The sequence below is a fragment of the Acinetobacter sp. C26M genome, from assembly GCF_023702675.1.
Taxonomy (GTDB): domain Bacteria; phylum Pseudomonadota; class Gammaproteobacteria; order Pseudomonadales; family Moraxellaceae; genus Acinetobacter.
Genome location: NZ_CP098478.1, coordinates 632,401 through 648,043, shown reverse-complemented (window position 1 = coordinate 648,043; position 15,643 = coordinate 632,401). Strand labels below are relative to the sequence as shown.

Sequence of the window (15,643 nt, the reverse complement as noted above, 5' to 3'; positions counted from 1 at the left end):
CATCAAACACAATAAGAGTAAGGCAGATGGCACTTTTACGCGTTGAAAAGAACAATGGAATCGCAACAGTTTCCTTAAACCGTCCAGATAAACGTAATGCAATGAGCTTTGCCTTACTCAAAGAGCTGGTGGCAACTGCAAAAAAAATTGAAAAAGACCGTTCAATCCGCTGTGTCATTCTCACTGGTGAAGCACAAGTCTTTAGTGCAGGCATCGACCTTTCTGATTTAAACAATCCTAAAAACACCGCATTTGCCGCATGGGAACTAATCAAACCAGGTCAAAGCTTATTCCAAAAAGCATTCTTGATCTGGCAAAACCTACCAATCCCAGTCATCGCAGCAATTGAAGGTTATTGCTTTGGTGCAGGCATGCAACTGGCTCTGGCAGCAGATATCCGTATCGCGACACCAAGTACGCAAATGTCAATTATGGAAAGTCGCTGGGGTCTTGTACCCGATATGGGACTGACACGCTCATTAAAAGGTCTCATTGGTGTTGATTTGGCTAAAGAATTGACCTTAACGGCACGTATATTTGATGCTGAATACGCCAAAGAAATTGGTTTAGTGACACATTTGGATGCTAATCCATTAGCCAAAGCAAACAGCATTGCCGAAGAGATTTTACAACGTTCACCTGATGCAATTATGGCAGCCAAGCGTGTTTTGGATGCGATGGAACACCAACCTGAAAAAGCATTACGCTTAGAAAAACTTTGGCAATTAAAACTAATTTTAGGTAAAAACAGCAGCCTGGCACGTAAAAAAGACAAAAATCCAGAAGTTCAATTTTTACCGCGCCAATATAAATAATCACGACTTGAGTACATTCACATGCATGCGAATCAAAAAACACCAATCGCTTTTTTAGGTATGGGTTTAATGGGCACACGTATGGCCAGCCGACTATTGCAAGCAGGTTATCCTGTGGCGGTCTGGAACCGTAGCCCACTTGCATGTGAACCTTTGCAGCAACAAGGTGCTTCATTATTAGTACTAAATGATATCGCAAGCTATCCTGTTATTTTGACCTGTTTAGCTGACGATCAAGCGGTGCAAAGTGTTTTCTCGCAAATTCAACCCTATTTAAAAACTGAGCAGATCATCGTTGATTTCTCGAGCTTATCGGTGTCTGCGACGCAACAATTGGCTCAATCTGCGCAACAACAACAGGTCACATGGATTGACTCCCCTGTATCAGGCGGAACTATGGGAGCTGAACAAGGTACATTGGTTATTTTTGCTGGTGGAGATGCTGCAACTATTCAACAGCTCACTCCAATTTACAATGTCTTGTCACAGCGCGTTACCCGTATGGGAGAGTCAGGCACGGGGCAGGCCACCAAGATTTGTAATCAATTGATTGTTGCAGCCAACAGCACACTGATCGCCGAAGCCGTTGCCCTTGCAGAGCAAGCAGGTGTAGATACAAGTTTACTTGCTCCTGCACTCGCAGGTGGTTTTGCTGATTCTAAACCCTTTCAAATCCTTGCACCGCGTATGGCAACTCATACTTTTGAGCCAGTACAATGGAAAGTGCAAACCTTATCAAAAGATTTAAACAATGCGTTACATCTAGCGCAAAGTTTTAACTTAAAGATACCTGTGGCACAAAAAGCCTTATTACAGTTACAAGCTCACCAAGAAAATGGCTTTGCCGATAAGGATTTAGCGACTATCATTCAATATATAGAACAATAATTATTGATTCGGGGAGTCTGAAAATGAGCCATCTTGCAGTCAATTTATCCATGATCTTTACTGAAGTCCCTTTAATTGAGCGTTTTGCCTTAGCGCAAGCTCACGGTTTTCAGCATGTGGAAATTCAATTTCCTTATGAACTCGACATTATTGATATTCGAACCCAACTTGAACAATATAATTTATCTCTCTGCCTGATTAATGTTCCTGCGGGCGATTTAATGCAAGGCGGCAATGGGCTTGCAGGTATACCTGGTCGTGAAGTCGAATTTCACCAAGCACTTGAACTCGCCATTACCTATGCCAATGCATTAAATGTTCCACGTGTGAATATTCTGGCAGGTAAACAGCCTCTTGATGCAGATCTACTCCCCTGTCTTAACACCCTATCCAACAATCTAAAACTGGCTTGTCATATGTTAACTGAACAAGGTATTGAACCTGTTTTTGAAATGATTAATGGCAACGATATGCCACGTTTCTTAGTTCAAAATATTGCTCAAGCACAAGAAATGCTGGAAGCCATCAACCACCCTGCCCTGAAAATGCAATATGACTGTTACCACATGGCAATGATGGGTGAAGATGTTTTGGCTGGTTTACAGGAAAACTTGCATCAAATTGGACATATCCAATTTGCCGACTGTCCAGGCCGCCACGAACCAGATACGGGAAATATCCCCTATAAACAAATCTTTGACTGGTTACTACAAAGTGACTATCGAGGTCTCATTGCAGCAGAATACAGACCAAAAACTCAGTCAGATCAATCTTTTGCATGGAAAAAGAAGTACTTTTCCAATGATGTGAATACATAAACTGTTACTGCTAAAATTTGAACTTTTTAGAGAAAAACGGTATATTTGACAATGAGCAATTGTCAGGAAAATATACCCTCTATGAATTTAGAACCATCGCCCAGCGCTTCTAATTCTCACGACCTAAAAATCAAAACAGCGAACAAAGATGTACAAGCGTGCCTAAACGTTGTACATGAAGCTCTCACTGATGTAAAAGCCAAAGATATTCTTGAACTTGACGTAAGTACGATCAGTAATGTTGCCGATGCAATTGTGATTGCAAGCGGCACATCGACTCGTCATGTTAAAGCCCTTGCAGACAATGTTGCTGATGAAGCACGTAAAGCAGGTTTCCGCCCAATCGGTGTCGAAGGTGAACGCGATGCTGAATGGATCTTAATCGACCTCGGTTTCGTTGTGGTACATGTAATGCTACCAACCGCGCGTAAGTTCTACGACTTAGAAAGCCTATGGCGTGCGCCCGAATCTGTAGCGTAAATCTCTTCAAAAAAAGCGACCGAATAGGTCGCTTTTTTTATATGGGATATGTAAGCAAAGAGGTGGCGCTAAATACGGGCATAGCACAAGCCGATTTAACCCTAAATTTCCGACCATTCGTTGTAAAATATAATCGTAATGCTAGTATTAAATCTTCTCTTCAAGTACAGCTAGAATAAGATGAAAGATTCAGCCGCATGGATTGAAACACTCAATAAAATTACAGGATTAGCTCAATCAGGTTTGCACTACAGCAAAGATGTGTACGATAAAGAGCGTTATGAGCAATTACTTGATCATGTCCGCACCTTGATTGAATTAAAAGAAATTGATACCACTCTTTTTATCCCCAATGTACTACAAGATATTGGCTATGCAACACCTAAAATCGATGTGCGCGCTGTTGTCTTTAAGGACGATAAACTTCTATTAGCCAAAGAGACACAGGATGGCTTATGGTCTATTCCTGGAGGTTGGGCAGATGTTGGATATTCCGCTGCAGAAAATGCTGAAAAAGAAGTCCTTGAAGAAACTGGGTTAGAGGTGAAGGCCGTTAGACTCCTCGCACTCACAGATCGTAGAAAGCACCCTCACCCCGCCATGTTCTTGCACGTGTATAAAGCCTTTTTTTGGTGTGAACTGATTGGTGGTGAACTCAAGCCAAGCATCGAAACCTCAGAGGTGGCTTTCTTTGGCAAGGATGAATTACCTCCAATTTCAACAGCACGTGTTACCGAAGCACAAATCCATCAATTTTTTGAGTTATTACAAGGATTACCTGAGAATACTTATTTCGACTAATGCTCAATTCTAAAATCCATCAACAAGCATAATCCCCAAGGAAAACATCTTTGCCATCTAAGGACGAGCAAATGCCAGTCATCTCCCAACTTTAAATTTGACATGACAAATTGTCAAAATTGCAGCACTATACAGATTCTTGCAATCCCACCAATAAATAGCATAACTGGAGTACAGGAAGTGAAAATACTGATTACAGGTGCCAATACAGGCATTGGTTTTGCCACAGCAGAGCAGTTGGTCAAACAAGGGCAACACGTGATTCTAGCTTGCCGAAACCCACAGAAAGCACAACAAGCACAACGCAAATTACAGGCGCTCGATCAAGGGCAAGTCGATCTCATCTCCCTCGACCTAAACAGCCTTGAATTGACTCGAAAAGCAGCTGATGAAATTGCAGATCGCTATGGCAATCTAGATGTTTTAATCAATAATGCAGGCTTATTTGCCAAAACCAAGCAACTGACTGTTGATGGTTTTGAGCAACAGTTTGGCGTCAACTATCTCGGTCATTTTTTATTGACCCAAAAACTGCTGCCCGTTTTAAAACAATCTCCTCAAGCACGTATTGTCCATTTGGCCTCGATTGCACATTGGGCAGGCTCAATCAAACCTAATAAATTCCGTGCAGAAGGCTTTTATAATCCGCTGTTTTATTATGGACAATCCAAGCTCGCGAATTTACTGTTCAGCAATGCTTTGGCAGAACAACTGGCAGGTAGTACAATCACCAATAATGCACTGCATCCAGGTGGCGTCGCTTCTGATATTTATCGTGACCTACCAAAACCAGTCTATGCCGCCATGAAATTAGGCTTAGTTCCTACTTCCGTTCCTGCTAATCTCATTAGCAAAATGGCGATTGGAGATGAATGGGCAAACCGCAATGGAGAATATGTCAGCGCACATATGCCTGACTGGAAATCTTCACATGCCAAGAATCAGCAATTGGCACGCGACCTATATCAGCAATCTATGCAACTGGTCGAAAAATTTCTTTAAAAAACAAGCCAAATAAAAAGCCACCCGAAGGTGGCTTTTACAATCCTGATTGAGACCAGCTTGGTAATATCCATTATTTTTTGCTGTAAAAATTAATTATCAATTCTATATTTTTCAATTACAGCCTGTTCTAATTCACGAGTTACACTACCTGTAGTTCTATAAATATCTTCATTTTCCATAAAGTGTAAATTCCAAAAACCTAACTCACCACCATCCTTGTCATATTCTTTATGGGATTCAGGGGGGAATAGATCAAAATTAACAATTCGATAAAAATACAAATTTCCATTTTTGTCGAAATGATTAATTCTACCGCCCTTTAGATCATGTTCATCTATATCTCTAGCCATCAATACAAATTGATTATTGATTAAAATATAATGATCTACAGTAAAAACATCAACGTTATTCTTGGCCTCTCGACTTGAGTATTGTTCAGTATAAGCCACTAAGTTATATTTTTCTCCCGCATAGATTTCAATTGTACCTATACGATTTAAACGATTAATTATGGTTATTTCTTCATAGATAAAATTATTATCTTTATCTAAGCAGGTAATTTTGGAAGACACCCAAATAGATCGTTCCATACCAACATCTAAATCATTCAATATAATCTTTTTTATTGGATAGTCTTCATATGCTTCTTGAACTGTGACTTCAATCATGATGTAAAAATATGCATGAGCGCATTATTATCAGTATTTTTAGTCTATAAGATATTTTTATTTTTTCAAGCAATAAGATTATTGCCCCTATTAACCTAAATCAATTCAGAGTAATCACATCACTTTATTCTTAGATAAATTCCACGTTACGACAGCACAATATCTTTATAAAAAAGCCACCCGAGGGTGGCTTTTACAATCCTGATTGAGGTCAGATTAGTGACCACCACCATTGATTGCTTTAGTCATATCTTCCACAACTTTCTTAGCATCACCAAAGATCATCATAGTTTTCTCATTGTAGAACAAGTCATTGTCTAAGCCAGCATAACCTGTCGCCATAGAGCGCTTGATCACCATAATGGTACGTGCTTTATGCGCTTCAAGAATCGGCATACCGTAGATTGGTGATGTCGGATCGTCTTTCGCTGCAGGATTAACAACGTCATTTGCACCAATCACTAGTACCACGTCTGTTGCAGGGAAGTCTGAGTTGATCTCATCCATTTCCAAGATGTCTTCATAAGCAACATCTGCTTCAGCCAACAATACGTTCATGTGACCAGGCATACGACCTGCAACAGGGTGAATTGCGAAACGAACTTTTACGCCCTGCTCTTTCAAGATTTCACACAATTCTTTAACCGCATTCTGTGCACGACCTTGCGCCATACCATAACCCGGTACAATCACAACACTGTCTGCATTTGACATCAGGAAGCCTGCGTCATCTGCTGAACCAGAACGGTGGTTACGTTGAACTTGCTCACCCTTATCTGCCGATGCAACTGCTGCACCACCCATTGCACCACCAAACAAAACGTTGATGATTGAACGGTTCATCGCCTTACACATGATGTAAGAAAGAATCGCACCAGATGAACCTACAAGTGAACCAGCAACGATCAACATATTGTTTTCAAGGGTGAAACCAATACCTGCCGCAGCCCAACCAGAGAATGAGTTCAAAAGTGAGACCACAACTGGCATATCACCACCACCGACTGGTGCAATCCATACCCAGCCAAATGCAAGTGCAAGTGCTGTCATTGCCCAAAATGCAGTCATGTTACCTGTGGTGAAGAAGTAGAAACCACATGCAAGCATCGCAATAAAGATCGTTGCTTGAACTGGTTTAACCCATGCACCAGAAATTGTTTTTGCCCATTTCTTCGCAGCCAATTTACCGTAAGCAAATACAGATGCAGTAAATGTGATCGCACCAACGAAGCAACCAACAAACAATTCAAATAAATGAACTGAACTCATATGTGCATGTTGAACACCAGCAGCTGTTAACGCGGCTTCATTTTGTTCAAATAATGCAGTGAGTTGGTTATTGTGCAGAATCGCCGCAATTGCAATCAATACTGCAGCCAAACCAACGAGAGAGTGCATCAATGCTACAGTCTCTGGCATTTGTGTCATTGGCACTGTTTTCGCACGCGCGATACCAACAACAGCACCCAGTACCATTGCACCACCGATCATCCAAACCACTGGATGTTCAGCAACAAAGAAGGTGGTTACGACAGCAATCGCCATTGCGATCATACCGTAGCGGTTACCTGCAATTGCAGTCTTAGGACCAGACAAACCGCGTAAAGTTAAGATAAAGAGGACAGCACCAATCAGGTAGAACCAATCCGCATAGTCTCGAATGAATTCCATTGCTTAGCCCTCTTTTTTCTTTTGCTTCGGCTTGAACATTTCAAGCATACGAGCAGTTACAGCAAAGCCACCGAAGATGTTGATACTTGCCAAAAACACAGCAATCGCACCAAGGATACTCACCACGTTTACACTTTGGAATGCAACATTAGCATCTACACCAATCGCTGGCATACCAACAGTTTGGATCATCGCGCCAACAACAATAATTGAAGACAACGCATTGGTTACTGCCATTAATGGTGTATGTAATGCAGGTGTTACACCCCACACCACGTAATAACCAACGAAGATGGCAAGGACGAAAATTGTAATCGTTTCAACCATGAGAACTCTCCTTAACCGCGCTTGAGCAGTACTTGACCGCCATGAGTCACGAGTAACGCTTTTTGGATTTCTTCTTCTTGATTGATCACAAAGGCCTTGTCTTTGTCGAATAATGTCTCAAGGAAGTTAAAAACGTTACGTGCATACAATGCAGATGCTTCAGTTGCAACTGTGCCTGGAATGTTTGGAATACCCAAAATTTTCACGCCATTTTCAGTTGTGACTGTTTCGCCTTCTTTAGAACCTTCAACATTACCACCCGTTTCAACTGCCATATCTAAAATGACAGAACCCGGTTTCATCTTGGCAACAGTTTCCGCTTTGATTAGACGTGGCGCATCACGACCTGGCAATAATGCAGTGGTAATCACGATGTCAGCATTTGACACGGCTTTATCTACAATCGCGGCTTGGTCCTTGATGTATTGCTCACCCGGCATCCAGCCATAACCATTTTTAGCAGCATCCGCAGCTTTTTGTTTTTCTTCATCGGACATTGGCACATCAAGCCATTTACCGCCTAAAGATTCAACCTGTTCTTTTGCTGTTGGACGTAAGTCAGTTGCTTCTACGACCGCACCTAAACGTTTCGCAGTCGCAATCGCTTGAAGACCCGCAACACCAACACCCATAATCACAACACGCGCAGGTTTTACAGTACCTGCAGCCGTCATTAACATTGGGAACATACGTTGATATTCAGCCGCAGCTAACAATACAGACTTATAACCTGCCAAGTTTGCTTGAGAAGAAAGTACGTCCATGTTTTGTGCGCGAGAAAGCGTACGTGGAAGTAATTCTAGAGCAAAAGCAGACACTTGCTGATTAGCAAACTGATCTAGTTCTGGATTGCGGTAAGGGTCAAACATTGCTATGACAGTAGTATTCGCCGCAAGCTTTTGAATTTCATCGCCTTTAGGGGCACGTACCTTCAAAATAATTTGGCTGCCTGTATAAGCATCGTCCGTAATGGTTGCGCCAACTTGTTCATAAGCACTGTCAATGTATGCAGCTTTAACACCAGCACCACGTTGAATGACAATACTATGACCTGCGTTAATCAACTTCTTAACTGTCTCTGGTGTAGCCGCTACACGACTTTCACCTGCAACAGTTTCGGTTGGGATTCCGATCTGCATGAGCGTTCCTCAAGCTAGTTTTTCTTAAGTAAACATCGCAAATAGCAATGTTTCCCCCAGGAGTATTCTTTGTAGAAATTTGGATTCTAATGGAAGTATTTTAAATTTCCACCCAATATTTATTTAATAAATACCTATATTTTGAACTGATGATTCACATTCACATTTTTAACTTGTATGATCCGCAGGTTTGCCTTTTGATCAGTCAGACCTTGTTTTTCATATTCCATAAATGTGAGAACTCAAGCATTCTCGTAATCAATCCATCTATTTTCTTGCATTTCCCTTTCTCATAAGAAAGATAAAAGCGGTATTCACTCAATAAACCTACTGATCGCCCTTATCTCCATTACCAATAGACTAAATTCGTTTCACCAGATTGGATCACTTCTTTTATCTAGTAATGATAGATGGGTTGAATCGGCATCATAATCATGCAGTTGTTAGGAGGGATTGGCTTGTCTGAACTTTTATTGGTCTTTTCGGCTACTTTTTATTAGTTAATTTATAGAACTCAAGTGAGTTATAAGCATGAGCACTTATTTCTCCTTATCAATTAATCTGAATTGCATTCAGCAAATGCTTCAGAAAAATCAAAAAGAGTTAAAAAAACTTAGATAGGCATTTTTTCAAGTGATATTTGTATAGTTTTGTCTAGAAAAAGCTTCTTTATTGCACAATATTGGTGCAATAAATACCCACCCCTCTAAGTTCAAACAACCTTTGATCTGCATAAAACTTAAAATTCTAAAAAATAGGCTTTTTATGGTCATTGATTGTTGCTTTAGCTTCAAAATCCGCTTGACCTCAAGCTAACTTGAGCTTTGATACTCAATTATCTCAATATTCAGCATGATGTTTTTCGCTATGAATAAGATCAACACTCCTATCTTTAAAATCATCAATCCGAATGAACTGTATAATCCACGTGGTAATGGTTATAGTCATATTGCGGTTGTCCCCCCCCAATATGCGTACCATTCATATCGCAGGCCAAGGTGGGGAAAATAAAAATGGTGAGCTTTCAGAATATTTTGACCAACAGGTACAACAAGTCTTCTATAATATTGAACACGCTCTAGCTTCAGTCCATGCTCAAATTGTGGATATCGCTGTTTTACGCATTCTAATTGTGGAGCATGATGCTGAAAAGCATCAGGCTTTGATCCAAATCATGCAAGATTTATGGAAAAACCATGCTTTCCCAGCATGTACGCTCATTCCTGTCCCACGTTTGGCATTGGAAGGCATGCTAATCGAAGTTGAAGCAACGGCCTATACCGCTTAAACCAGCAATAGAGAAAATTATGTCTGCCCCTAAAGATATTAGTCAAAATAAAACCTTACTCTGGTTTATGGCTGCAGCATGTGGTTTGTGTGCGGGTGCCAACTATTATAGTCAACCGCTCATTCACTCCATTCAACAGTACTTTGCCGTGACTGAAGGTCAAGCTGCACTAACTGTAACTTTTGCCCAAGTCTCTTATGCATTGGGTTTGCTGTTTATTGTGCCAATGGGCGATGTAGTCAATAAGACTAAATTCATTCCCTTATTGATGGTGTTATGTGCTGTTGGCCTATTTATTAGTGCCTTCTCTATCAACTTACCTATGCTTTGGCTCGGTACGGTCATGGCTGGACTATTCTCAGTTGCTGCACAAGTGTTGATTCCCCTCGCAACCATGACCGTAAAACCAGAAAAAACAGGTGAAGTAATTGGCTTTTTAATGAGTGGATTGCTGGTAGGTATTTTACTTTCAACCAGTCTGGCAGGCTTATTTTCGAATTTATTTCACTGGAAAGTGATTTATGTGGTCAGCGGCATATTAATGTTGATTTTGGCTTATGCCTTAAAAAGCCGTTTACCTTATGCCATGCGCATGAAAATGAATTATGGCCAAGTCTTCGCTTCAATGGCACAACTGTTAAAGCAAGAAAAACGTTTAGTTTTACGTGCACTTGCGGGCGGCTTTGCTTTTGCGGCAGTCAGTATTTTATATTCTACGATTGCCCTACTGCTAACTTCAGCACATCATCTTCAAGATCTTTTAATTGGTATGGTACCTTTGGTTGGGATCTTTGGCGCGCTCTCTACGCAGTATGTCGGTAAATATGCTGACCAAGGTTATACCAGCCAATTGACTTGGATCGGCTGTGGCTTATTTATCGTGAGTTGGATTTGTTTCTATTTCGGACAAAGCCTCTTGTTAAGTTATATTCTCGGCTTTGCACTCATCCAATTGGCTCTCGCCTTAGTCCATACCAGTAACCAAAGTGTGATTTTCCGTTTACGTCCTGATGCGAAGTCTCGTATCAATGCGATTTATATGACTACCTATTTTACTGGTGGAGCATGTGGTTCAGCACTTGGTATTTTTGCTTGGAATCACGGCGGCTGGAGCATGACTTGTTTGGCTGGAATCAGTCTAGTCTTTGCCTGTATGTTGTTTAGCTTGTTTGATTACCTTTTGACGAAGAGAAATAGCATCCTAAGTTCATGAATACTAATCCTCATCTCTAAAAACTCAGCTTTAGAGATGAGCGCCGTTGTAAATAGATATCAAGATTCAAATTATTATCATGTGTGAATTAAAATCAGAAAGCTCTTCTGCAACCTCATGGAGCCAATCTATGGCTATGACGCGTAAGTTATAATAAATAGCAAAGATAAATTGGGAATATTTCTATTTAAAAGATAAATTAGCATTCGCAAGTACCAAACATATTATAAATAAAATGCATTGGAGCGCATTCTGGATAGACATCAATATTCAGCACTTTTGATACCTTTCCACTTGCTAATACAGTAATAAGATTGCCACGCTTATTTAAAACGACACCTCTAATTACATTACTCTCGACTTGTTCAAAAAATCGATTGATATGATTTTTATTTTTATAAAAATAAACTCGCTGTCCAGCCTTAATCTTTTTATGATTAGCTCTTTGATATAAACCACATTCTTTACAGACCCACTTTTCCATTATTGCATCTCGAAATTTTAGCTATGAATTTCTGAACGGCACTAATGTGCGACCCGAAGCAATAGATTAGGTTGTTAGATTATGCCTACCCCATTACTAAGAGTAAAATTATGAATAGGTTAAATGAGGAGATATATCATCCGATGATGTAAATCACGTAGTGCAATAATGATTTCACTGTAGGGCTTCGACTACAAACTGGGATATGTAGAAGCTATTAGAGTAATTTTTTAATTTTCAGCATACCACCATACATACAAATATTTATTTTTATCAATATAAAACAGCATCTTATAAAAAAACCAAAAATATCTAGAAAAATATGACAGTTATATCCCTTTAAATATCATTGAATACAGTCACTCAATTGACTCTTATCGATGTATCTGATGCATAGATTCAGTTATACAACTGAATCCATCTTTAAATCAGTCCTTCATCAGGTTTTTCATTAATCAGAAAATCATCTATTGCATCATTGAGCTGCGTAACAAGCTCTAATACTTGCTCGGATTTTTGTCTAAGCGATTCAGAATATGCAACATTTTCAGCATAACTTTCTAGTTCGCGACAATGTCTTTCTACATCAGATGCACCTAGAATCTGTGCCGCACCAGCAATACGATGAAAACATCGAGCTAATCCCGCATTATCCTGCTTTTCGATGCATAAACGGACCTGTTGTATATCTTTAACATTTTCATTTCGTGTCGTCAGTAACAGCTGCTGTAACAACTCCGTATTATCATTCACTAAATGACGCAGAGCACTTAAGTCAACCAAACTCCCTAATTGCTTCTGTGTGGGTTTATTTTGAATGACACGGCGAACCACTTTATTTAAAAGTGCTTCTAACTGTGCTAACTGCAATGGTTTAAACAGACAATCATCCATACCCGCGGCCAAATAACGCGCCCGCTCTTCAGCTTGAGCATTTGCGGTGAGTCCAAAAATTGTCACTGGTCTGGCTGTTTCCTGACGCAACAAACGTGTCAAAGTGATTCCATCCATAACGGGCATATTGCAATCAGTAATCACCAAATCCAAATCATTTTTACGCCATAATTGTAAGGCTTGCTCTCCATTCTCAGCCTCTACAACAAAATGCCCTAAGCGTGTGAGTTGTGACTTGAGTAATAATCGATTCGCAGGATGATCATCCACAGCAAGAATTTTCAATGGTTGCATACGATCTATGATCGTCGTAATACTCTCAGTCGATGCAGGCTGAAATTGCCGATGCTCAACAGGCAAATGTACCGTAATATGCGTTCCTTTTCCTTGCTCACTGCGTAGAGTGATTACGCCACCCATCATTTTGACCAATTGCATACATATCGCTAGGCCCAATCCAGTACCAACTTGCATTTTTCCAGCATCAGATTGCTTATACGGTGTAAATATTTGCCCTTGATCTTCTTCTGCAATCCCAACACCAGTATCAGAAACAACCAACTCCAGAATCATATGCTGATCTTTCTTACGTAAACATTTCATCCCAATTTCAATGGAACCTTGCTCAGTAAATTTGATTGCATTGCTAATTAAATTAGACAGCACCTGATGCACACGCATCGGATCAATAAATATTTCATCTGGATGCCGAGCATCAATATGACTATATAAAGTCAGATTCTTTTGCCGCGCCAATCCTTCAAACACTCTGACAATAGGTCGCACTAACTCATCAAAATCAGTCCATTTGGGGGCTAATTCAAGCTCTCCAGACTCAATTTTAGCCATATCTAGAATTTCACCGATTAAATCCATGAGCGATTTAGCTGACTCATAGGCAACCTGTACCGCTTCCATATCATTTTTAGTAAACGTTTTATTGGTCACCGTAAGTTCAAGTAGACCAATAATGGCACTAATTGGCGTTCGTATCTCATGACTCATTGTCGCTAGAAATGTACTTTTAGTTCGATTTGCCTGTTCTGCCCTTTCTCGTGCAGATGACAGTTCGAGTAACAATGCCTCGTGCTCGGTAATATCCTGCCAACTACAAATAAATCCAACAATTTCTCCATTTAACCCCTTATACGGAACTGCCTGATGGATGATTACACACATCTCATCACCATTTTTAATATTATAACGATGTCTTAATAGCGGTGAGCCATATGAATCATTAAGCATCTCTTTTAACGTCGAATATACGATTGCGAGTGGGTGTGACGATGAATTAAGTGCCAATTTATCTAAAGACTTTATGTCTAACTTAAAAAAATCCTCCCAAGCCTGATTGCGGCTTAGAATATTTCCTTCTCGATCAACCACGTAGACGGGTACCAACATACTATTAAATAATGTTTCTCTAAATTTGACCTGTTCCTTTAACTTTATTTGTGCTTTTTTACGTTTACTCATTTTTTGACGTAAGTAGTAATTCCAACTCAAAGAAATCAGAACCAAAGCAACAAAAATCCCAGCCAGCCAATAAAACTCCCAACGATATACTGTCCATGTATTTAATTTGACCGTAGGCGTTCCTTGCCACTTGTACGCAATCATTGAAATATCTCGAGGAGAGATATCTGCTAAAGCCTTGTTTAGAATACTATAAAGTTCAGGTTCATCCCGTTGTACAGCAAAGGATATATGTGAAAGGTTATCTCCGATTCGAGAGGCAATCTTAAGTTCATTACGGAAATAACTATCAATCATATAATTGGCGCCAATCAGATTATGTACAGCACCATCTACTTTTTTCTCTTTAACCCACTGCATTGCCAAACTGGCATTTTCAGCTTTTACCAATTTAATATGCGGATATTGTATTTTTATCCATTCCCACAAGGAGTTACCTGGCGTAATTGCCAAGCTTTTAACATCCGATAATCCTTTCGGTGCTGTAGTGCTATTTTTGACGATCAAGACAAAAGGAGGTTGAATGTAAGGGCGAGTAAAGATAAGTTGTTTATCTCGTTCGTCACTGTAACTCATTGCAGCAATGATATCCCCTTCATTTTGGCTAACCTTCTGAAACATCTCAGCAACGTTATCTGCCTCAACAGCCTTAAAATGCAAGCCTGTGCGTAAATGAATCAAACGTAGGACATCCGCACTAATCCCATAAAATTGTCCGTTTGCATCAAGCATGGTAAATGGTGCATAGAGCGGATTAATAACAACGCGTACTTCACGATTTTGGTCTAACCAGCGCTGTTCCCGCTCGGTGAGTGCCAAGCGTGACTGGAATTCCCATAAATCAGACCCTGAACTCCAGTGATGTGAAATCGCTTTTCGCTGTGCAGGAGGAATCGCCGCCAAAACAGTATTTACTGTGTGCTGTAACACATTCTCATCTGTTCTAAATAAAAAATGCGGTCCAGTTTCTTCGGTTGACAGGATTTCAGCGATCGATAACAAATTATCGTAATTTCGTTCGACTAAATAACTAACGGTAGCAAAGCTACCTATAAAATAATCGTTATTTCCGAAAGCGACAGATGATAATGCTGTTGCAGGTGAGGCATAACGCACTGTCTTTGCTTGAGGATAATATTTTGCAACCCATTCATCAGATAAAGAATCATTCAGCAAAGCGATCCGTATCTTCTGAGGTTTTTTTAAATTCCGTGTTAGAACTTCTTCTCGGCTAACCAATGCAATTGCATCAGGAGTAAAAGGAATACTTGCTTTAAAATGTGCTTCGTCAGTAATATCGTTGGCATAGTCAACCAGCATATCGACCTGCCCTTGATTCAACCCATCAATTGCAGCATCTCGATCAGAATAGCGTAGAACCTTAACGCGAACGCCTAAAGAATGGGCGATTAACAAGGTATAATCAGCTGCAATACCTTCAAAAATATCGGGTTCTAATAACAAAGCAAAAGGTGGATTTTTAGGGTCATAAACAGCTACTTTTATTTCTTGTTTTTTCCCTAACGAACGCCAGTCTTTATCGTGTAATTCAAATTCAAGTTGGATCGGTGCTTCCCGACTGAAAACTTTCATCAGTTGCGGCGACTCTGCCCGTACAGCACTGCAGAAAAGACAGAAGACTAAATAACCAAATATCCACAGTTTTGGCATATGAT

13 protein-coding genes and 1 pseudogene are annotated in these 15,643 nt (G+C 40.2%); 8 read left to right on the top strand and 6 right to left on the bottom strand.

Annotated features, from left to right (window positions below; genetic code table 11):
* Window positions 1–26: 26 nt before the first annotated feature.
* The 6 genes from NDN11_RS03025 to NDN11_RS03000 all read left to right on the top strand — a co-directional run bounded on the left by NDN11_RS03025 (window position 27) and on the right by NDN11_RS03000 (window position 4,804).
* The gene (locus NDN11_RS03025; RefSeq protein WP_251110735.1) at window positions 27–815 is read left to right on the top strand and encodes a crotonase/enoyl-CoA hydratase family protein; all 789 of its coding nucleotides are present in this window, start codon (window positions 27–29) and stop codon (window positions 813–815) included.
* A gap of 21 nt (window positions 816–836) precedes the next feature.
* The gene (locus tag NDN11_RS03020) at window positions 837–1,703 is read left to right on the top strand and encodes an NAD(P)-dependent oxidoreductase (protein WP_167251213.1); all 867 of its coding nucleotides are present in this window, start codon (window positions 837–839) and stop codon (window positions 1,701–1,703) included.
* Window positions 1,704–1,726: 23 nt separating this feature from the next.
* Window positions 1,727–2,521 (top strand): hydroxypyruvate isomerase family protein, encoded by a 795-nt coding sequence (locus NDN11_RS03015; protein ID WP_167251215.1) that lies wholly within the window; start codon window positions 1,727–1,729, stop codon window positions 2,519–2,521.
* An 81-nt stretch (window positions 2,522–2,602) separates the two neighbouring features.
* The gene (rsfS, locus tag NDN11_RS03010; RefSeq protein WP_004655709.1) at window positions 2,603–3,001 is read left to right on the top strand and encodes a ribosome silencing factor; all 399 of its coding nucleotides are present in this window, start codon (window positions 2,603–2,605) and stop codon (window positions 2,999–3,001) included.
* 180 nt (window positions 3,002–3,181) lie between these two features.
* Window positions 3,182–3,802, top strand: a complete 621-nt coding sequence (locus NDN11_RS03005) for an NUDIX hydrolase (protein WP_251110734.1) — start codon at window positions 3,182–3,184, stop codon at window positions 3,800–3,802.
* Window positions 3,803–3,982: 180 nt separating this feature from the next.
* Window positions 3,983–4,804, top strand: coding sequence for an SDR family NAD(P)-dependent oxidoreductase (locus NDN11_RS03000; RefSeq protein ID WP_251110733.1), 822 nt, complete (start codon window positions 3,983–3,985; stop codon window positions 4,802–4,804).
* A gap of 92 nt (window positions 4,805–4,896) precedes the next feature.
* On the opposite strand, the gene NDN11_RS02995 is transcribed toward NDN11_RS03000, so the two are convergent.
* The 4 genes from NDN11_RS02995 to NDN11_RS02980 all read right to left on the bottom strand — a co-directional run bounded on the left by NDN11_RS02995 (window position 4,897) and on the right by NDN11_RS02980 (window position 8,612).
* A complete protein-coding gene (locus NDN11_RS02995; protein ID WP_251110732.1) occupies window positions 4,897–5,475 on the bottom strand; it encodes a hypothetical protein in 579 nt (192 codons plus the stop codon).
* A 216-nt stretch (window positions 5,476–5,691) separates the two neighbouring features.
* A complete protein-coding gene (locus NDN11_RS02990) occupies window positions 5,692–7,146 on the bottom strand; it encodes an NAD(P)(+) transhydrogenase (Re/Si-specific) subunit beta (protein ID WP_004655715.1) in 1,455 nt (484 codons plus the stop codon).
* 3 nt (window positions 7,147–7,149) lie between these two features.
* Window positions 7,150–7,473, bottom strand: a complete 324-nt coding sequence (locus NDN11_RS02985; RefSeq protein ID WP_004655717.1) for a proton-translocating transhydrogenase family protein — start codon at window positions 7,471–7,473, stop codon at window positions 7,150–7,152.
* 11 nt (window positions 7,474–7,484) lie between these two features.
* Window positions 7,485–8,612 (bottom strand): Re/Si-specific NAD(P)(+) transhydrogenase subunit alpha, encoded by a 1,128-nt coding sequence (locus NDN11_RS02980; protein WP_251110731.1) that lies wholly within the window; start codon window positions 8,610–8,612, stop codon window positions 7,485–7,487.
* A gap of 867 nt (window positions 8,613–9,479) precedes the next feature.
* On the opposite strand from NDN11_RS02980, the pseudogene NDN11_RS02975 reads away from it, so the two are divergent.
* Together NDN11_RS02975 and NDN11_RS02970 are read left to right on the top strand one after the other, a co-directional pair.
* Window positions 9,480–9,900 (top strand): annotated as a pseudogene (locus NDN11_RS02975) (RidA family protein).
* 19 nt (window positions 9,901–9,919) lie between these two features.
* Window positions 9,920–11,113, top strand: coding sequence for an MFS transporter (locus NDN11_RS02970; protein ID WP_251110730.1), 1,194 nt, complete (start codon window positions 9,920–9,922; stop codon window positions 11,111–11,113).
* 199 nt (window positions 11,114–11,312) lie between these two features.
* Here NDN11_RS02970 and NDN11_RS02965 read toward each other — a convergent pair whose 3' ends face one another.
* Together NDN11_RS02965 and NDN11_RS02960 are read right to left on the bottom strand one after the other, a co-directional pair.
* Window positions 11,313–11,597, bottom strand: coding sequence for a hypothetical protein (locus tag NDN11_RS02965; RefSeq protein WP_251110729.1), 285 nt, complete (start codon window positions 11,595–11,597; stop codon window positions 11,313–11,315).
* Between the two features lie 423 nt (window positions 11,598–12,020).
* A complete protein-coding gene (locus NDN11_RS02960; RefSeq protein ID WP_251110728.1) occupies window positions 12,021–15,638 on the bottom strand; it encodes a transporter substrate-binding domain-containing protein in 3,618 nt (1,205 codons plus the stop codon).
* Window positions 15,639–15,643: the final 5 nt, after the last annotated feature.